Source organism: Chryseobacterium nepalense, from assembly GCF_023195755.1.
GTDB classification, from domain to species: domain Bacteria; phylum Bacteroidota; class Bacteroidia; order Flavobacteriales; family Weeksellaceae; genus Chryseobacterium; species Chryseobacterium nepalense.
Map to the genome: position 1 here is coordinate 2,491,550 of NZ_CP096203.1, position 19,536 is coordinate 2,511,085.

18 protein-coding genes and 2 tRNA genes are annotated in these 19,536 nt (G+C 36.1%); 7 read left to right on the forward strand and 13 right to left on the reverse strand.

Features of this window, described 5'->3' with window-relative positions:
- The 5 genes from M0D58_RS10945 to M0D58_RS10965 form a co-directional block, all read right to left on the reverse strand.
- Entirely contained in the window at positions 1-591 is a 591-nt protein-coding gene (locus M0D58_RS10945) for a SprT-like domain-containing protein (RefSeq protein WP_248389180.1), read from the reverse strand.
- 1 nt (position 592) lies between these two features.
- Positions 593-1,939, reverse strand: a complete 1,347-nt coding sequence (locus M0D58_RS10950) for a TolC family protein (protein ID WP_248389183.1) — start codon at positions 1,937-1,939, stop codon at positions 593-595.
- Positions 1,940-1,986: 47 nt separating this feature from the next.
- The gene (locus tag M0D58_RS10955; RefSeq protein ID WP_248389185.1) at positions 1,987-4,146 is read right to left on the reverse strand and encodes a peptidase domain-containing ABC transporter; all 2,160 of its coding nucleotides are present in this window, start codon (positions 4,144-4,146) and stop codon (positions 1,987-1,989) included.
- Positions 4,146-5,225: an HlyD family secretion protein gene (locus tag M0D58_RS10960; protein WP_248389187.1), complete on the reverse strand. Its 1,080-nt coding sequence runs from the start codon at positions 5,223-5,225 to the stop codon at positions 4,146-4,148. Before M0D58_RS10960 ends, M0D58_RS10955 begins: the two co-directional genes overlap by 1 nt.
- A gap of 783 nt (positions 5,226-6,008) precedes the next feature.
- The gene (locus tag M0D58_RS10965; RefSeq protein ID WP_248389189.1) at positions 6,009-6,188 is read right to left on the reverse strand and encodes a hypothetical protein; all 180 of its coding nucleotides are present in this window, start codon (positions 6,186-6,188) and stop codon (positions 6,009-6,011) included.
- 244 nt (positions 6,189-6,432) lie between these two features.
- Here M0D58_RS10965 and M0D58_RS10970 point away from each other — a divergent pair, with 244 nt between their 5' ends.
- From M0D58_RS10970 to M0D58_RS10980, 3 genes are all read left to right on the forward strand, one after another.
- The gene (locus M0D58_RS10970; RefSeq protein WP_248389191.1) at positions 6,433-7,677 is read left to right on the forward strand and encodes a bifunctional folylpolyglutamate synthase/dihydrofolate synthase; all 1,245 of its coding nucleotides are present in this window, start codon (positions 6,433-6,435) and stop codon (positions 7,675-7,677) included.
- A gap of 44 nt (positions 7,678-7,721) precedes the next feature.
- Positions 7,722-7,796: transfer RNA gene (locus M0D58_RS10975), tRNA-Val, on the forward strand.
- A gap of 33 nt (positions 7,797-7,829) precedes the next feature.
- Positions 7,830-7,904, forward strand: a tRNA-Val gene (locus M0D58_RS10980).
- A 98-nt stretch (positions 7,905-8,002) separates the two neighbouring features.
- On the opposite strand, the gene M0D58_RS10985 is transcribed toward M0D58_RS10980, so the two are convergent.
- From M0D58_RS10985 to M0D58_RS11005, 5 genes are all read right to left on the reverse strand, one after another.
- On the reverse strand, positions 8,003-8,167 hold the full coding sequence (locus tag M0D58_RS10985; protein WP_248389194.1) for a hypothetical protein: 165 nt from the start codon (positions 8,165-8,167) through the stop codon (positions 8,003-8,005).
- A gap of 69 nt (positions 8,168-8,236) precedes the next feature.
- A complete protein-coding gene (locus M0D58_RS10990; protein ID WP_248389196.1) occupies positions 8,237-9,202 on the reverse strand; it encodes a glycosyltransferase family 9 protein in 966 nt (321 codons plus the stop codon).
- A 2-nt stretch (positions 9,203-9,204) separates the two neighbouring features.
- Positions 9,205-9,624: a SufE family protein gene (locus tag M0D58_RS10995; RefSeq protein WP_248389198.1), complete on the reverse strand. Its 420-nt coding sequence runs from the start codon at positions 9,622-9,624 to the stop codon at positions 9,205-9,207.
- A gap of 227 nt (positions 9,625-9,851) precedes the next feature.
- Positions 9,852-10,952 (reverse strand): glycosyltransferase, encoded by a 1,101-nt coding sequence (locus M0D58_RS11000; protein WP_248389200.1) that lies wholly within the window; start codon positions 10,950-10,952, stop codon positions 9,852-9,854.
- Complete coding sequence (locus tag M0D58_RS11005; protein ID WP_248389202.1) at positions 10,949-11,176, reverse strand: uroporphyrinogen decarboxylase; 228 nt, start codon at positions 11,174-11,176, stop codon at positions 10,949-10,951. The genes M0D58_RS11000 and M0D58_RS11005 overlap by 4 nt, the downstream gene beginning before the upstream one ends.
- Positions 11,177-11,328: 152 nt before the next feature.
- Here M0D58_RS11005 and M0D58_RS11010 point away from each other — a divergent pair, with 152 nt between their 5' ends.
- On the forward strand, positions 11,329-13,863 hold the full coding sequence (locus M0D58_RS11010) for an ATP-dependent Clp protease ATP-binding subunit (protein ID WP_248389203.1): 2,535 nt from the start codon (positions 11,329-11,331) through the stop codon (positions 13,861-13,863).
- A gap of 520 nt (positions 13,864-14,383) precedes the next feature.
- Here the strand turns inward: M0D58_RS11010 and M0D58_RS11015 are convergent.
- Positions 14,384-14,911, reverse strand: a complete 528-nt coding sequence (locus M0D58_RS11015) for a hypothetical protein (RefSeq protein WP_248389204.1) — start codon at positions 14,909-14,911, stop codon at positions 14,384-14,386.
- Between the two features lie 115 nt (positions 14,912-15,026).
- Here M0D58_RS11015 and mnmA point away from each other — a divergent pair, with 115 nt between their 5' ends.
- Together mnmA and M0D58_RS11025 are read left to right on the forward strand one after the other, a co-directional pair.
- Positions 15,027-16,214, forward strand: coding sequence for a tRNA 2-thiouridine(34) synthase MnmA (gene mnmA / locus M0D58_RS11020; protein WP_248389205.1), 1,188 nt, complete (start codon positions 15,027-15,029; stop codon positions 16,212-16,214).
- Positions 16,215-16,282: 68 nt separating this feature from the next.
- Complete coding sequence (locus M0D58_RS11025) at positions 16,283-16,477, forward strand: hypothetical protein (protein ID WP_248389206.1); 195 nt, start codon at positions 16,283-16,285, stop codon at positions 16,475-16,477.
- Positions 16,478-16,902: 425 nt separating this feature from the next.
- Here the strand turns inward: M0D58_RS11025 and M0D58_RS11030 are convergent, their stop codons facing one another.
- Entirely contained in the window at positions 16,903-17,667 is a 765-nt protein-coding gene (locus M0D58_RS11030; RefSeq protein WP_248389207.1) for a glycine-rich domain-containing protein, read from the reverse strand.
- A 111-nt stretch (positions 17,668-17,778) separates the two neighbouring features.
- Here M0D58_RS11030 and M0D58_RS11035 point away from each other — a divergent pair, with 111 nt between their 5' ends.
- Positions 17,779-18,675 (forward strand): hypothetical protein, encoded by an 897-nt coding sequence (locus M0D58_RS11035; RefSeq protein ID WP_248389208.1) that lies wholly within the window; start codon positions 17,779-17,781, stop codon positions 18,673-18,675.
- A gap of 86 nt (positions 18,676-18,761) precedes the next feature.
- On the opposite strand, the gene M0D58_RS11040 is transcribed toward M0D58_RS11035, so the two are convergent.
- Positions 18,762-19,505 carry a LytR/AlgR family response regulator transcription factor gene (locus M0D58_RS11040; RefSeq protein WP_248389209.1) on the reverse strand — a complete coding sequence of 248 codons (744 nt, stop codon included), beginning with the start codon at positions 19,503-19,505 and terminating at the stop codon, positions 18,762-18,764.
- Positions 19,506-19,536 lie beyond the last annotated feature (31 nt).

Below are 19,536 nucleotides of genomic sequence, written 5' to 3' on the forward strand. Positions count from 1 at the left end.
TTAAGTGCATTTTTCTACCCTTGCCAAAGGCTTGAAAGAATACTTCCTTCCCGTAGCCAGGTTCTTACAAAGATAGTTTTTTTTAATAAGACCCTCCAATAAATACTTCTCATTTCGGTAAATAAAGAAATCGCCTTTTTGGAGATTTTCAATAAATACAAGCGCATCATCCTGTTTTTCAATATGGAAATACTTAACGAGGTCCGGGCTCGCCATGAAGTTCGCTTTTGGAGATTGGGAAAATTTCATAATGATCGGTTTCAGATTCTCATCATAGACATTAATACTCTGCAACAGCATTTGTCTGAAGGTTTCCTTCCATTCATTTCCATGTGGAGAAATTCTCCTGCCATATTTTTCGAAAGCAATAAGGTGGGCAAGCTCATGAGTAAGCACGAAGAAAAAAAGCTCCGGAACCAGAGTCGAATTAATCGTAATTTCGTGGGAATTGTCTGGAAGTTTGCGGTAATCTCCCAGCTTGGAATTCCTGTTTCTTGTAATTTTTATATGAATATAGTAATCTGCAAACCAGATTTTTAAATATTGTAATGTATTTTGGGGTAAATATTTTTCTAAAGATTGAATAGACATTTTACAAACTTAGTGGAATTCCTGCATAGAAATTCAACAATTTAAGACTGAAAAGATAATTATATTTAGCCTGAGCCACAGATCCCTGCGCATTGGCATAATTGTTTCTGGCGATATTGACATCGTAGATCGTAGATCTTCCTGCCGCATAGCTTTTATCGGCAAAATCAAGGGCCAGTTTCGTGCTTTTCTCGGCCTGAACTGCTGATAAATAAATTTCATAATTCGCATCCACGTCAAACTGAGCTTTTTGAACATTTTCACGAACAATCTGCTTTTGCTGCTGTAAAGTAGTCTTTGCAATACTTTCCTGGAGCTTCGACTGTTCAACCTGAAGTTTTGTAATTCCTTTGTTAAAAATCGGGATGTTTACCGAAACCCCGATATTCTGTCCGAAATTATCTTTATACTGATTGAAAAAAGTAGGCTCTACAACAGGATTTCCAAACAGATCGTAGCCTGTGACCCTTGTATTTAAAAGATTATTATAAAAACTTCCGATACCCGCACTTGCCGTTACAGTAGGCCAGAAAGCGGTTCTGGTAACTTCAGTCTGTGCTTCTGCCGATCTGATCCTGCTTTCTGCAGCTTTCACCTGGGGCTGAGTTTCATAGGCTGTTGTTAAAACCTCATCTACAGCTATTAGTTGTGGCGCCAGCTGATCCGGCACATTTACGTCTTCCACATCAAAATCTTTATAATCCTGAAGCTGCAGGAGCTGGGCCAATGCAAAAAGACTTCTTCCCACATTTATTTCAGCCGTTTTCAGATTCTGCTTTTCTCTGGCAAGTCCTGCTTCCGCCTCCGCCAGAACCGTTTGAGCTGTCGTTCCGACTTCCGTAGTAATTTTTGATCTGTCATACTGCTTTTGGGCGTTTTCAACCGCAGCCTGGGAAATTTTAACGATTTCCTTATTCAGCAGAGTTGTGAGATATTGCTGTGCAATCTGTAATGAAATATCATTTTTGATGGTCTCAATGTCGTATTGACTTGCCTCTACGTCAAATTCGGTTTTTCTGATAGTTTTTTCAAGCCTTCCGTTGTTATAGACAAGGATATCTGCTCCAAGATTGGCATTATTGCTAAACCTGTCATTCCGGATACTTCCCGTTCCCAAAGAAGCCTGCCCGAAACTCACACTGTTTCCCACATTGGCGGACACCGAAGGAAGATAATTTTTTCTGGCAATTTTCAGGTTGAGATCCTGCATTTGTTTCGAATATTCATTTTGGATTACCTGAAGATTGTGTTTGGTTGCATAATCAACACATTCCCGCAAAGACCACTTTTTCTGGGCGCTGACAGCCAGGCAAGATAATCCCAAAATAATAGTCAAAACTTTTTTCATAATTCCGATTTTTCCTTATTAGACGAGACAATTTATTTTTTGTTACATTAATTTAAAGAAATGCTTTGTTTTTCCCACATTTGTTTATAAATGGAATCTTTTGAAAGGAGTGCTTTGTGATCTCCTTGTTCTACAATTTTACCGTCTTTCATCACCAAAATTTCATCAGCACTGGCAACAGTACTTAACCTATGGGCAATAACAATCATTGTTTTTCCTTGATTTTTGAAATCATCCAATGTTTTTTGAATCATTTGTTCAGCTTCTGTATCTAACGAAGATGTCGCTTCATCTAAAATTAGTATTTCGGGATTTTTATACAATGCTCTTGCAATAGCAATTCTTTGTTTTTGTCCACCTGATAGCAACGCTCCATTTTCGCCTAAATAAGTTTGAAATCCATTTGGCAGTTTTTCCACAAATGCCAGAATCCCCAGATCTTTTGTTATGTTTAGAATTTTCTGTACATCTGGAAAATCTTCTCCCAAAGCAATATTTTCTATTATATTTCCTGAAAATAAATCGATCTGTTGAGGAACAACCGATATCAGGTTTCGTAGCGAATGGTTTGAAATATAATTAATATCATAATCCCCGATCATTACTTTTCCTTTTTTCAAGGGATATAAATTTTGAATAAGTGCAGCTAATGTTGATTTTCCGCTTCCGCTTTCTCCTACTATTGCAGTGGTCTTTCCTTTTTTTATAATACAGTTGAAGTCTTCAAAAACATCAGTTCTGCTTCCATAGCTGAAACTTACTTCCTTAAACTGAATGTCCTGTATATTTTCTTTTTTAATATCCATTTTATCGGTCGTTTCTTCGCGTTCTAAATCCATAATTTCAAATAAACGGTCTGCTGCAATTAATGCATTTTGAATTATTTTATTCATTCCTATCAATTGAGAAACGGGATTCGTAAAATACCCGATTAATGCATAAAAAGACAAGAGTTCACCAGGAGTTATAGTTCTGTCAATCACGTAACCAGAACCCACCCACAGCAAAACAATAGTAAATATTCTTGATAAAAACTCTGTAGAATCGCCAGAAAACAAACTGTTGAGGGCAGATTTGTAAATGGTTTTCAACAGTGTTGAAAATGAATTATCGGTTTTATTATTGGCAAAAGTTTCTATTCCGAATTGCTTAATAGTTTTTACAGATGTTATAGATTCTACCAAATGGGATTCCAACTCTGCGCTTTCTTCCATTAATCTACGCTCAACTTTTCTGTTAAGTCTATTGGTTAGCCAATAAACAAAAAAATAGAATGGAATAATTAATGCGGTTATTAGTGCGAGTTTCCAATAATAAGTAAACATCAGCGCAAAGGAGAAAATAACAATAAAAATATTCACAAATATTTGGATTGCTACATCGTTGATGAAAGACCTTATTTTTACGGCATCATTCACCCGGGATATTATTTCGCCAACTTTCATTGTATCGAAAAATCTTTGAGGAAGCTTCAGCAAATGTTTATAATATCCTAAAATAAGATGCTTGTCAATTCTTTGACCTGTCTGCAAGACCAGAACTGATTTCATTACCCCGATAAATATCTGAAAAAACAAGATAATAATCATCCCGACTGACAGCAAATTGAGTAGCCTTCGGTTCGCGTCGATAAGAACATAATCGGTGATTTTTTCAATATAAATAGAAGTCGATAAACCCAAAATAGTGTAAATTACTGCACCAATTAAAGCTTGAATCAGAATGCTTTTATGGGGCTGTACCAGATTCCAAAATCTACTATAAATACTTATCTTTTCATCTTTTTGTTCAAAATATTCGTTGGGCTCAAGCAATATTAAAACGCCTGTCCAGATATTTGAGAATTCTTCAATAGTGTATTCTTCAATTTTTCCAAAAGCAGGATCCATTATTTCAATCTTACTTTTGCTAACTTTATAAATAACTACATAATGATGATATTGCTCTTTAGTAATGATGTGGGCAATGGCAGGAAGTGGAATTTCAGGTAAGGCATCTGCGCCGCCTTTTACTCCTTTTGCATTGAAGCCCATTTTCTCCAAGCCCTGTATCATTCCCAGTACATTTGTTCCCCGTGTATCAGTATGGCTGAATTGACGAATTTTTGCGATGGGCATTTTTAGCCCGTAATAAGCTGAAACCGATGCGAGACAGGCAGCTCCACAATCTTTAAGATCATGCTGTTTTATTAAGATGTCTTTCTTCATTATTTTAGTTTCGGATTAAACCAATCATCTGCTCTGTCAAATAACAACTGCCATAATGTTCTATCGAAGAGATGAAACCGTGCAGTAAATGTCATTCCTTTTCCGATTTTGCCTCTGTAGCCATTTTTAAGCTGCAAATAATTTTTTTGCATTGTACAAATTACCCTAAAGTAAGTTTCCCCGGTTTGTTGGTTTACTGTAATGTTTTGATCAATTTCTTTCACTGCTCCATCCAAAAGACCCCATTGATTGTAATTGTATGTATCTATTTGAAATCCTACTTTTTGTCCTGTTTGAATGAATCCAATATCTTTTGGTGAGACCATACACTCGGCAATCAAAGATTCTTCCGGAGAGATTTCACCGATATTTTGCCCCTGCACAATGAAATTTCCTTTTTGTACGCCCGAAAAATTGACCAATCTGCCAGAAATGGGTGCCGTAACGATATAATTTTCCTGCTCCTGCCCAATACGTTGAATTTCTGAACCCAAAGAACGAAGCTGCCGTTCAACCTCTCTTTTTTGGGCTTGCCACTGTGCGATTTGCTGTTCTCTGATACCCGAAATTTGAGTTTTTAGCCCTTGGAGATTATAAAAAAACTTGTCATATTCTGCCTTTGGAACTACACCTTGTTTGTAGAGTGTTTCTGCCCTGTCGAAGTCTTTTTGTGCCAAAGCAAGCTGGGTCTGCACCTGTGCAATTTTCTCCTGCATAGCAGAAACCTCACGTTGGTATTGCCCGGTTTGCAAACCTCCAAATTGCTCCCCAGAAATTTTTTGCAAATCTAATAATTGCGCTGCGTAATCTGAACTCTGACTGCTTTGCAGGCTTTTTTGTGTATCAAGTTGCGCTGTCGCTACTTCCAAGAGTGTATCTCCTTTTTGTATGTATTGGTTGTTTCTTTCTAATCTGCTTTGTACCACCTTGCCCGAAACTACAGATGACACTTTGGTGTTTTCTTGAACAGATCTTACCAAACCTCTTGAAGAAGATGAAATGGGAACTTTGATATGCGGTAAGGATATAAAAATTGTTATCACCAAAGCAATAATACTGAGGTAAACAGATTTTGTCATAAGAAATTATTTTTAGACTACCCCAAAATTATATAGGGCTTTTAAAATTATATAGAATACAAAATATCATCATGTTGATTATTATTCCTTAGAATATAAAATCGCTTATAAATAATTTTTAACTAAAGAAATATAGGAAGAAGTATTCTTCTTCCTATATTATGTACTTAATATGGTAAAATTTTTTCAGTTTAATAAATAATACATTGCTTTCCCTAAAACTTTTCCGCACACAAAGACGAATAAGCAAACAATTAAATAAGCTAATATAATATCTATTTTTTTAGAAAATATCATAATTTTATTTAACGCTATTCATTTGTTTAGAATCTATAATAATATGTAATGCCATATAGCCGCTACTAATAAGATAGCTAAAATCATTATGGGAGCAAACAAATCGTCGTTTTTATTGTTCATGATGTATATTTAAAGTGTTCCATAGATGGACCACTCTAAACAAAAGTATTAGCGTGGCATTGCTGAGGCTGAAAGAGCACATTGCGTTGTATACCACCTTACTACTCCTCCAACTGTATACATAACCCAATACCAACCAGATTCTCCCCCTGAGATTTCTCTCATTTGCCCTTCATTTAGATCAATGAGTTTTTTATTATTTAAAGTCATTATTTTTTTATTTAAATTGATTAATTAAAAACCTAACAATTGCAGGAGAATATTCCATTATTGAAACAGTTAAAATGAAAATAAGTATAAACATTATTACCTTTTTTTTATCAAAATATTTACTTTTTTGTAACATCTCCTCTTTTTTATTAGTTATTTTATATGTCTCGGTTTTACACCATGATAACCATCACTAAACCCTTCTCTAATGTCTCCAACATTTTCCCAAGCAGACCATGCTAATCCGATTAGAACAGCTTGCCACCAACCACCTTCGGTTTTTTTGATTTCCTGAGCATTAAGCTCAACTACTTTTAATTTTTTTAAATCCATGTTTTAAAAATTTTATGTTAATAAATTTTCTATTTCAAAAAACATTTGTGCACTTGTGTTTTTAGCAAAAATAATTGCCTCCTTAAAAAAAAACAATTTGAAGTTTACAAAAATATTATTCACCCATAAAAAGACTAAATTTTAACTTTCTTAAATTATTTTATTCTGAATATTATCTTGCTTAGTTAAAAAAATTTTAATTAAAATCTGTATTAAATTTCTCCGGTAAGTTTAATTTTGCATCATGACAACCGCACAATACCAGGAAGCCGTAGAATGGCTGTTCGTACAGGCTCCGAATTATCAGATTGATGGACAGAAGGCATATAAACCCGGATTAGACAATATCAGGAAGCTATGTGATTTCTTCGGAAATCCTCAGGAAAAAATCAAATGTGTTCACATCGGAGGAACCAACGGCAAAGGATCTACAAGTAATATGCTGGCTTCCGTTCTTCAGGAATCGGGTTATAAAACTGGTTTATATAATTCACCGCATCTTATTGATTTTACCGAACGTATTAAAGTAAATGGTAAGAATTGCGATAAAGAATTTGTCTATCACTTTATCCAAAAACTGAAAAATCTTCCGGAAAATATACAGCCTTCTTTTTTTGAGTTCACCACCATTATGGCTTTTGAATATTTTTATCAGCAGCAGGTTGACGTAGCCATTATTGAGGTAGGCTTAGGCGGAAGGCTTGATTCTACCAATATTATCCTGCCGCTGGTTTCGGCCATTACCAATGTTCAGCTGGATCATCAGAATATTTTAGGAGAGACTATCGAAGAAATTGCGGAAGAGAAAGCAGGAATTGTAAAACCACATATCCCGATCATTTTCGGTGATGAAAATGAAACGGTGAAAAACATCATTAAAAACAAGGCTGATAAAGAAAACGTATCTTTTATTGATGCTACTTTGATAAAAACAGCTTTGAAGTCTGACTTAAAGGGAAATTATCAGGAAAAAAATATCCGGGTTGTTTTGGCATTAATTGAAGAATTACGAAAACTTGGATTCATTATTTCCGGGCAGAATATTGAAGAAGGACTTTTGCGTGTTCATCAGAATACAGGCTTTATCGGCCGGTGGTTTGAGTTCTCACAAAATCCGCTTACGATTTGTGATACGGCACATAATCAGGCTGGCCTGGAATATGTTTTTTCCCAGCTGAATTCTATTAATAAGCATAAGCATATTGTTTTAGGATTTGTCAATGACAAAAAGATAGATGATGTCATGAGGATCTTGCCCGAAAATGCGGCATTTTATTTTGCGAAGCCTTCTATTCAAAGAGGCAGAGCACCTCAGGAATATGAGAATTTATTGGTGGAAGCAAAAATTTCCTATAAAATTTTCAATTCCGTACAGGAGGCTTATCTGTCTGCAAAAGAGAACTGTAGAAAAGAGGAAATGATTTTTATTGGCGGAAGTAATTTTGTTGTGGGAGAATTTTTAGAAAAAAATTTGGAGATTTCCGAATAAGTCGTATATTTGCACCACTCTAATCGAGGAAACAACGATAAAGAGGGTTCTTAGCTCAGTTGGTTCAGAGCATCTGGTTTACACCCAGAGGGTCGGGGGTTCGAATCCCTCAGGACCCACAGAAAAGGAAACGAAACCTTTTAAAAAAATTCGGGTTCTTAGCTCAGTTGGTTCAGAGCATCTGGTTTACACCCAGAGGGTCGGGGGTTCGAATCCCTCAGGACCCACAGAAATCTCTCTTTTTTAAGGGAGATTTTTTTGTTTGTACCTTTTAAAAAATCAGCTAAAATAAAACGCTCAGAGACTCTGAACGCTTGTTTGTAATTTACTTATTGTGCCCAGGAGCATAATTTCTCGCAGATTTTGCACCGGTTACTTTTTTCACCTGTCCCGGCGGCAATCCATTATTTCCGTTAGACCTAACAGCAACACATGAAGTAACGAACATCGCGACAGTAAAAGCTAAAGCCGTCTTTTTTAGTACTTTCATAACTCTTCTTTTTAAACAAATATTAAAATACTGTGCCAATGAAATTTAGAATAATTATTTAAAAGATTATTAAATCTTATCAACAATCTTCTGTATATTAAGTTCTCCCAGGCAAGCCCAGTCACCACGGAAGCATTCTTTATCACCAAAAACAGAGCATGGCCTGCACGTAAGATCCTTTACCTGAACCACATCCTCCTCACTTTGTCCAAAACCTAAAAATCCGGCGTAAGGATGCGTTTGGCCCCAAACAGAAACACATCGTGTCCCCACAAGGCTGGCAAGATGCATATTTGCGGAGTCCATAGAGATCATCATTTGTAATTGTGAGATTGTGTCCAGTTCTTCTGTGAGATTCAGTTTACCTGCAAGGTTTCGGGTATTTGGAATTTCTTTTTCCCATTTTTCGAGTATTTCGGTTTCAGCTTTTCCACCACCGAAAAAATAAACTGTATTTTTTAGAGATAAGATTCTCGCGAGTTCATATGACTTTTCAAGAGGAAGCATTTTTCCTTTATGCTGAGCAAAAGGCGCGAAACCAATCCCCGATTTATTGAAACTCGTAGGTCTTAGCTGATGAGAAAGTGTCACCTGAAAGCCCATTTCACGAAAAACATCGGCATACCGTTCCACTGTTTTCTTAAGCTGAACTTTATTCAGGTTCCAGATGTCCGTTAAATGTTCTTTTTCTTCTTTTCCTTTATTGATTTTAAAAACCCTAAATCCTTTCGTACTATAAATTTTATCCAGAATTTTCGTTCGGATTACATCATGAAGATTGGCAATAAGGTCCGGATGAAATTCTTTGATAAGCTCATTAGCGAGCCTGTTGAGTCCAAAAAAACCCTTGTAGTCATCAAGATTGACCCCTTTAAATATAACATTCGGGATCTCTTCGAATAAGGCTTCAAAATTACTTCGTGAAACCATGACAATTTCCACTTCCGGATTTTGTTCCAGGAATTCCCGGAATACAGGTGCTGTCATCGCAACGTCACCAAAAGCAGAAAAACGATATGCTAAAATCCTTGTCACAATTACGATTTCAATTGGTAGGCAACAGCGTAAAACTTAATCTGTTTGGTCATCGCCATTAATCCGTTGGCTCTGGAAGGTGATAAAAATTCCTGTAATCCTATTTCTGAAATGAAATCAAAGTCGGAATCTAAAATTTCCTGTGTAGAATGTCCGCTGTATATACTTACCAGAAGAGATACGATCCCTTTTGGCAAAATCCCGTCGGAATCCGCATTGAAAAACAATCTGCCGTCTCTGAACTCTGCATCGATCCAGACTTTACTCTGGCAGCCCTTGATCAGGTTTTCATCTGTTTTCTTATCGTCAGAAAGCCCCTTCAATTCTTTACCCAGATCTATGATGTATTCATATTTCTGTTCCCAGTCGTCAAGAAAAGCAAATTCATCGATTATTTCCTGCTGTTTTTCCTTAATGGTCATTTTGATTGATTTCTTTCTGCAAAGATAACCAATTTAAAAAGATTATTTTATTACCCTCCTCATAAGAACTGAATGGAAATTCTAAGTTTATTTTATTAAGCTTTTTCCCGCTTTCTGCTGTATCTTTTAATTTTCGGGCTCCGCTTCGCGGAGCCCGAAAATTAAAAGGATGTCGCGACAATCGGGGCTAAAGTCACAGACACTCCTTTAAATATTAAAAAATAAGATTAATACAAAGACGCTTTTTTTACTACTTCCAGCAATTTTACTTCTTCATTTTCCCAGCACAAAATATGAGCTGCTTTTTCAAGTTGCGGTAAATAATTTCTGCGTCCTTTATTCAATACGGTCTGAATTGCATGAGCAATATTTTCAGGGTTATGATCTTTTATAATTTCACCAACATCATATTGATTCCTAATGTTCTGCATTTCAGGAAGATCAGACAATATTAAAGGAACACGTGCCTGGATACAGTCCAAAACCTTATTCGGAAGCGAATAGTAATAGCTTTGGCCGCCATTTTCTTCAATGCTCATTCCGCAATCTGCTGTAAGTGTAACATCCCGTAACTTTTCCGGTGAAAGTTTTCCCAGGAACAGAACTTTATCCTGAAGACTTTCATTTATGACCAGTTGTTCATATTCTTTCTTTCTGGGACCGTCGCCTGCAATCTTAAAAATTACATGATCTAGATGATGCATGGCCAAAATAGCTTTATCTATTCCGCGAAACGGATTGATCACCCCCTGATATAAAATTATTTTAGGATTGTTTTCAGGGATTTCAATACTGAAATTAAGTTTTCGGGGTGCATTCTGTACAACAGCTGCCTGAATTCCGTATCGTTCCTTAAACCATTCTGCATAGCCGGAGCTTGCTGTAATCATAAAACGAAGGTCCGGAAGTATGCTCTTCTCTACATATCGCCACAATTTTTGTGACATTTTGCCTTGAATTGCCGGCATTTCGGAAAAAATTTCATGACTGTCAAAAATAAGCGGAATCTGTTTTTTTTTAGCAATTAAATAATTGGGCAGCAAAGCATCAAGATCATTGGCATAAAGAATCGTTTCCTTATCTGCTCTTTTCTTTAGTTCATTATACAATTTCCAGTTGAATTCAAAATAAGCCGTTTTTAAACTTTTCGAAATCAGCTGTATTCGCGAAACAGGATAAGGACGTGACAATTTTTCACTTCCGCCCCATGTATTGCCAATCAATTCAATAGAATAGCTGTTATCGTGCATGGTTTTACAAACCTTCTCGATACGCTGGTCTGTATTAAGATTACTAAAGGCAGAAATAATAATTTTTTTTCTGTTCATCTTTTGTTTTTATCAGACAGAAGATAATAAATCTGTATAAAACAAATTAGTCCGTTGGGAATAATTACCGGCCAGAGCATCCCGTTGAAAATACCATAAATCACAAAACAGATACACCCTATCATATTGACAATCCTGATTTTTCTTACATCTTTCAGAATAAAGCTCAGTACAATAAACAGGGATGCAGAATAGCCGATATAGGCAGCGGTTTCGGGATTCATAGGAGAATTTTAGAGGATCACAAACTTAATCATTTTCAGGAAGATAATAAAATTTTTTCTGCCATAAAGTCATTTATTGATTTTTGGTAAAATATTTGTAATTTAGATAATGAATAAATGGCAATGCTGCTTTTATTCTAATGAGATATATTATGGATTATAAGTTTTCACAAGGTTTGAGCCAGGTGTTCAAACAAAGCAAAAGCGAAGCTAAAAGGCTGAAAAGTGAATTTCTTAATACAGAACATCTACTTTTAGGTATTATAAAAACGGAAAACTCTGCAAAAGAAATCCTTCAAAACCTTAATGCGGATTTAACACAGATCAGAAGAAAAATTGAAACTTTAAATACAGCAAGTCTTAATCCTATATCTGAGGAAGTTACTAATATTTCTTTCACTAAAATGGCAGACCATGCCGTTAAACGTGCAGAACTTGAATGCAGACAGTATAAAAGCAATGAGATTAATACCGTTCATTTGCTTTTGGGCATTCTTTACAAATATGAGGACCCTACTTCAAATATTTTAGGAGCTTACGACATTGATTATGAGGGAGTTTCAAAGGAATATCAGACCATGCTGAAAAATTCCGGACAGGCGCCGCAAATGAGTGCATATGATGATGATGATGAAAGAGAGGATTTTGAACAGATGAGGAAGCCTACAGGAAATTTAGGTTCTGCAAAAAGCAAAACCCCTACTCTGGATAATTTCGGCAGAGACCTCACCTCTTTGGCAAGGGACGGGAAACTGGACCCTGTTATCGGCCGTGAAAAAGAGATCGAAAGAGTTTCCCAGATTTTATCCCGCAGAAAGAAAAACAATCCGCTCCTTATCGGAGAGCCGGGAGTTGGTAAATCTGCGATTGCGGAAGGTTTAGCATTAAGAATTCAACAGAAAAAGGTTTCCAGAGTTCTTTTCAATAAAAGAGTGATTACACTGGATCTGGCAAGTTTGGTTGCCGGAACGAAGTATCGTGGTCAGTTTGAGGAAAGGATGAAAGCAATCATGACCGAGCTGGAAAAGAACAGAGATGTCATTTTATTTATTGACGAGCTTCACACCATCGTTGGTGCTGGAAGTTCAACAGGAAGTTTAGATGCGTCCAATATGTTTAAACCGGCTTTGGCAAGAGGTGAGATTCAATGCATCGGGGCTACTACTCTGGATGAATACCGTCAGTATATTGAAAAAGACGGTGCTTTGGAGAGAAGATTCCAGAAAGTAATGGTAGAACCTACTTCTATTGATGAGACGGTACAGATTCTTAATCAGATTAAAGATAAGTATGAAGAACACCACAATGTTGTTTATACAGATGAGGCCATTTTAGCATGCGTTAATTTAACTTCAAGATATATTACAGACCGTTTCTTACCGGATAAGGCAATTGATGCTATGGATGAAGCCGGTTCCCGTGTTTATATTAAAAACATGAAGGTTCCTACCGAAATCATTGATTTTGAAAAGAAAATCGAAGATATTAAGGAACTAAAACAGAAAGCAGTAAAAGCACAGGATTATCTTGAAGCGAGAAAACTGAAAGATGAAGAGGAAAGACTCCAGATGGAACTTAACTCCGCTCAGGATAAGTGGGACAAAGATGTGAAGGAGAAAAAAGAAACCGTAACGGAAGAAAATGTAGCAGAAGTTGTTTCCATGATGAGTGGTGTTCCTGTAACGAAAGTAGGCAAAAACGAGCTTGATAAGCTTGCCGGAATGGATGGAAATCTGAACGGAAAAGTAATCGGTCAGGAAGACGCTGTGAAAAAGGTTGTTAAAGCAATCCAGAGAAACAGAGCGGGTCTTAAAGATCCTAACCGTCCGATTGGTACCTTTATTTTCTTAGGAACAACAGGGGTCGGTAAAACCGAGCTGGCTAAAGTAATGGCAAGAGAACTCTTCGATTCTGATGAAGCATTGATCAGAATTGACATGAGTGAATACATGGAAAAATTCGCGGTTTCAAGATTAGTTGGTGCGCCTCCGGGATACGTAGGATACGAAGAAGGTGGACAATTAACAGAAGCTGTAAGAAGAAAACCTTATGCTGTGGTGCTTCTGGATGAGATCGAAAAAGCTCACCCGGATGTATTCAATATCTTGCTGCAGATTTTAGATGAAGGTCACGTTACCGACAGTTTAGGTAGAAAAATAGATTTTAGAAATACCATTATCATCCTGACTTCAAACATTGGGACAAGAGATCTTAAAGATTTCGGTGACGGTGTAGGATTCGGTACTTCTGCCAAAAAATCAAGTTCGGATACAAGAGCAAGAAGCACTATCGAAAATGCTCTTAAAAAAGCATTTGCTCCTGAATTCCTGAATAGAATTGATGACATTATTATCTTTAATTCTCTTGAACAGACCGATATTAAGAAAATCATTGATCTTGAACTTGGTAAATTATACAGCCGTCTTGAGAAATTAGGATATAAAGTAGAATTAACTGAGGAAGCGAAAGATTTTATTTCTGAAAAAGGTTGGGATAAAGATTTCGGCGCAAGACCATTGAAACGTGCAATCCAGAAATATATTGAAGATTTATTAGCTGAAATGTTGGTAAACAAGCAATTGAACGAAGGAGAAACTGTTGTTCTTGACGTCAATGAGGCAAAAGACGGATTAACGGGAAAGACTTCAAAACCAAAAAAATCGGCGGAAAAGTCTTCTCAATCTTAAATAAATAATTTAATTATAATGAAAAGCATCGGAAATTTTTTCTGATGCTTTTTTTATTTTTAATAGTCGCTAATTATTATTTCCCACATATTTAAATTTATAAGAATTGAAAATTTAATCCTGAAATTTAATCAGAGAGATCTGTGCTATCAGCGTGAGATGAAATATAATCTCATGCAGATTTTGGAAACGTCGCTGATTGCCGTCTGAATTTTCTGATGCTTTATTTTACTGCATTATTTTTTAACGCAAATACTGCTTAATTGATACTTTACAAAGGAACAAAGTTTAAATCAACAAGATGATTTTGACGAAATGATATTCACCTTCGCGAAGCAAAATTTATTTGCCTTTACTAACTAAAAATTAATAATTATAAATTACATCTTTGCGTTAAATTAAAAAGCTTTAATAATTTAATCTGCGAATCTGTGCAATTCGTGGGAGAACAAATATTTTCTAACGCAGATTTTGCTGATCTGAATGCAATGATATTATACCGCATCTTTCAGAATACTTGTTAAAGCCCGACTACGAAACCAATATTCGGAACCAAACCGCTTGAAAAAATGCTGGAATTTTCTTTCCACAAAACATTATACATCAGCCCAAGCTGCAAATAAGAATTATTACCGATTCTTTGCATATAACCACCTCCCAGATACAGTGCATCTTCATCTGCATTGGCTTTAAAATCGTAAAATTTATCTTTATAATTGATGAAATAATGCTGATAATTAGCACTTATAAAAAAAGTTCTTGCAATATAATAATTCATGAACGGACCGATTCCAAACATCGTAGAGCTGTACGCGTTGGATTTCTGCCACGATATACTTCCTAAAATCCCACCTTCCAAATCATCAGTAAGCCTGTATCCTACTCTCGGAGCTGCTGAAAGGTTAAAATAATTATTGCTTCCGAAACCAAAACCGATACCGCCTCCGAACGTCCAGCGGTTATTATTTTCCGGTGAGGCCCCAACGGCTACCTGACAGAATACAGATCCTGAAATAAACATAAAGAAAGGAATAATGAACTTTTTCATAGTATATTGTTTTTGTCGATGTTTAAAATTATAACTTTTTTACGAATCTTTTTAATTGTATTTTTGCAGCGTCAAACTAAGAGCTCCCGTTAAGAGTTTCGTAAAATTGAATATAATGAAAGTAGTAGTAGGCCTCTCCGGAGGTGTAGATTCGAGTGTTACAGCTTATTTGCTGCAACAACAGGGCCATGAAGTGGTAGCCTTATTTATGAGAAACTGGAATGATGCTTCGGTAACGCTGGAAGATGAGTGTCCGTGGATCGAGGACAGTAATGATGCATTGATGGTAGCCCAGAAATTGGGAATTCCTTTCCAGGTAATCGATATGAGCGAGCTGTATAAGGAAAGAATTGTAGATTACATGTTTGATGAATATCAGAAAGGAAGAACCCCGAATCCTGATGTATTGTGTAACCGCGAAGTAAAATTCGATGTATTCCTGAAAACGGCAATGTCGTTGGGAGCGGATAAAGTAGCAACGGGGCATTACGCCAGAGTAGATTCTGCCATTGATGAAAATGGAAAAGAAATTTTCCATCTTTTAGCCGGAAAAGACAACAATAAAGATCAGTCTTATTTTCTATGCCAGCTTAGCCAGGATCAGCTTTCTAAAGCGTTATTCCCAATTGGGGAACTTACAAAACCGCAGGTGAGGGAAATTGCAAAAGAAATCGGATTGGTAACTGCTGATAAGAAAGATTCTCAGGGATTATGTTTTATCGGAAAGGTAAGCCTTCCGCAATTTCTGCAGCAGCAACTGGTTCCTAAAGAAGGAGAAATCGTGGAAATTTTCAAAGATTCTCCGCTTTTTACCCAGGAAACGCCGAAATTTTCTTCAAAACAGGAAGAACTTGAATTTTTAAGCCAAAAAATCAATTATAAAAGATCTGATGGAAAGGTAATCGGAAAACATCAGGGCGCCCAGTTTTTCACGATTGGACAAAGCAAAGGCCTGGGAATCGGCGGGCATAAGGAAAGCTGTTTTATCATCTCCAGAGATATGGAAAACAATATTCTTTTTGTAGGAGAAGGGCATCAATTTCCCGGATTGCTTAAAAAAGCTTTGAAAATCGATAATTCCGAATTGCATTGGGTTCGTGAAGACCTGAAGCTGAAAAGCGGAGAATCGATGGAAGTGATGGCCCGATTCCGGTACAGACAGCCTTTGCAAAAAGCAACCTTGTATCAGTTTGACAATGCTTTTTATATTGAGTTTGAAGAATTACAATCCGCAATTGCCGAAGGACAGTTTGCTGCTTGGTATGACGGAGAAGAATTGCTGGGAAGCGGTGTAATTTCATAAGAAATAAATTTCTGTAACATATTTTGAGTTGTTATACTTACTCTGTAAATAACAATAAAAATATCATTATGAAAACCATTTTAGAAAACAATTATTCTTACGCTCAACAATTAATTATTGCTTTAGTATCTTCTTTTTTTGGATATCATCTTTATCAGGAGATCGTTAATCCGGAAAAGTCACAACTTACATTGAGCATTATGCTTGTTGCCGTTACCTGTTTCGTGATAGACCAATACGGACGGAAAAGTCAAAATAAATAGAATTAATAAAATATGATAAAACCCGGAGCGTGTTGTTTCGGGTTTGTTTTTTTGGATTAATACCAGAATTTAATTTACATGTTTAGATAAGATCTTCTAATAATCATTAATACAATTAATTCAAGAATTAAAATGATGATTAAAAACCCGACAGGTTTTCCCAATATCATTCCAATAAAGAGTTTAATGATTCCCAATAAAATAATCAAGCCTGAACTATAAAATGTTGTTTGTGAGATACTCCTATTTAAAATAAATACCGACGTATAAAACAGGAAGATAAGGATGAGATAAAATTTTAAAAAATCCGGACCTTTCAAAACAAATGGATTTGAGGTATGATTTACTATCAGCAACCAAAAAAAGCTTATCGCGAAAGGAATGGTATGAATGAATAATCTTTTCATTATTGTGGAATTAAATAATTAATCTCCGCCGCCACAGCCTCCGCAACCTCCCCCCCAACTGCTCCCACAGGAACTGCTGCACCCGGAAGAACTTCCTCCGTCTCCGTGAGAACTGTCGCTTCCGCAGGTATAGAAGAATGTTCCGTCACCTCCCGCGTCTGTATTGTTTTTATCTGATCCGCTTTTATTACTGAACGTTTTTATAATCAAAACCACAATTACGAAAAAGAAAATCAAGGTAAAAAATATTCCCAATCCTCCACTGCTATTTTCTGTGCATGAGAAAATTATAAACATACTGCCCAATAAAAGAGCAATTTTACCGAAGTATGATTTATTTTGTTTGTTTAAAGGTTTTAAATCCTGTTTCCAGATCTCTTCAGGCGGTTCCTGCTGAAAGATTTCACGGTAGCTTTTTAATGTTTCTTCAAACCAGCTTCTGTGCTTTTCATTTTCAGCTGGTCCTCCTGGTGACGGATGATGATGCAATTTCTTTTGGAGAATATCCGGGCAGAATTCTTCCCAGTAATTTCGAGTGTAAACTAAATGCATGTGCCATACTTTATCAATAATTTCACTGGGTGAAGCGCCATCAGGCAATGTACAGCATAGATAAACGAATTTTTTATATTCTTCAATGGCTTTTGCGGTAAAAGAACTTGTCCAGTTTTCTTCTTTCGCCAGTTTTTTTGAAAAGGGAAAAGCAGCATTAGGATGGTCTAATGAAAAATTCTGAAGTCTTTTCCAAAGCGGATCGTTCTGTAAGATGAGTTTTGTTTCCATTGTTTATATTTTGTTTCTACTCAAATATCGAAGGAAAAATAAATATAAAAGTCTTATGATGGTATTATTAAGTTTTAAAATAATCTTATATTAGTCTTATATTTTAAACAAATGAAAAAAGAAGATTTGCTGCATTTAGAAAAACTGATGAACTTTTTGGCAATGCAATTTCTCAAAAAAAGCAGATGGGAAGATGTTTCCAAAACAGAATGGTCTTATATTGTTGCCGAATTGAATGACCTGATCAATTCTGAAAATCAGGGAAAAGGCATAAAGAAACAGCCTGATCTTCTGGGCTCTAATTATCTGTATGAACATGTGATCATTAACAAATTAAAAAAATTTAATCAGGATAAAAATGCTGTCATCAGCAAACCCAATCTTGCCAAGTTAAGCCAGATTGTAAAAGTATTGGGATATTCCAATTATATTGATTTTATTAATTCGAATACAGAATCATTTAATTTCAATGATCTTCGGATTGATATGAATAATGTAAAACCGAATACAGATTTGCTCGATAAGCTTGTCGGCTGCTGGTACTCCTACAACAGGAATCTTCCGGATAATCCTTTACAGGCCCGTGAAGAGCGCATCTGGAGATCTGCCACAGAGATCTATAAATCCGAAACTTCGGGTGAATATTTCATTGAAAGAAGCGGCGGCGACCGGCATAAGTATTTCGGCAAAGTGACGGCTTATTCTGATTATGTTTTTATTATCATGAACAGCAATACGTTTATTCGCCAGCGTCATTTTATCTCAAGGATAAAAGATATTAAGGAAAAGCTTAAAAATCCAGAATACAAGCTCCATGAATTGCATTTTATAAGTACATGTATTAGTTTTAACCAGGAGCCAATTGCTCTTTTCGAAATTTTTCAGAAAGCAGACCGGAAAACTTTTATTACGGATTCCATCAGCTTTCCCATTGACAGTGAAGAAATACCTCCAACCATTGTAAAACAACTTGAAGATACGGAAGCTAACCGGATTGATTACAAATAGTTGTGGGTTTTTAGTTTAAAGTTCAAGGTTTAAAGTTTTGGGATATAAGAGAAAGTCTATCATCTTTTCTCTATTATCTTTATGAATCAACTTACCAGCCAGTCTTTAAAATCTTTAACGCGGTCGCGGCTTACCGTAATTTCTTCTTTAGGCTGAAACTCCAATTCAACTTTATAATTGGGCGAAGTATGGATATTTTTTATGTAATCCGAATTGATGATAAACTGGCGGTTTACCCTGAAAAACTTCCTATCATCCAGAATATCTTCCAGCTCATCCAATGTAAAATCCGAAGGAAAAGCACGCTCCTGAGTCTGCAGATACACAATTTTATTTTCGCTGTAAAAGCAGCTGACTTCATGTGTCTGTACGATTTTAAGATTATACCCGATCTTCACCAGAATTCTGGACAGCGTAGTTTTATCTTTTTTAATTAATTGTTTTATTTCCTGAGAATTAACCAAATGATCCGAAGGAATAAACGATTTGAATTTATCAATGGCAGCTCCGAGGTCCTCGTCCAGAACAGGTTTTAAAAGATAGTCGATGCTGTTGAGTTTAAATGCTTTCAGTGTGTACTGATCGAAAGCGGTGGTATAAATAATAAAACCTTTGGTGGGAATTTTTTCGAAAATATCGAATGACAAACCGTCTCCCAGAACAATATCCGAAAAGATCAGCTGTGGATGCTCATTTTCAGTAAACCATGAAACTCCTTCTTCTACGGATTCTATTTTGGCAACCAGCTCAATTTCAGGAAATTCGCCAAGCATTCTTTCCAATTTCCTTGAAGCCGGTTTTTCGTCTTCGATAATGACTGTTCTTATCATTTTTGAGTTCCTGATTTAGTTTTAGCATTTA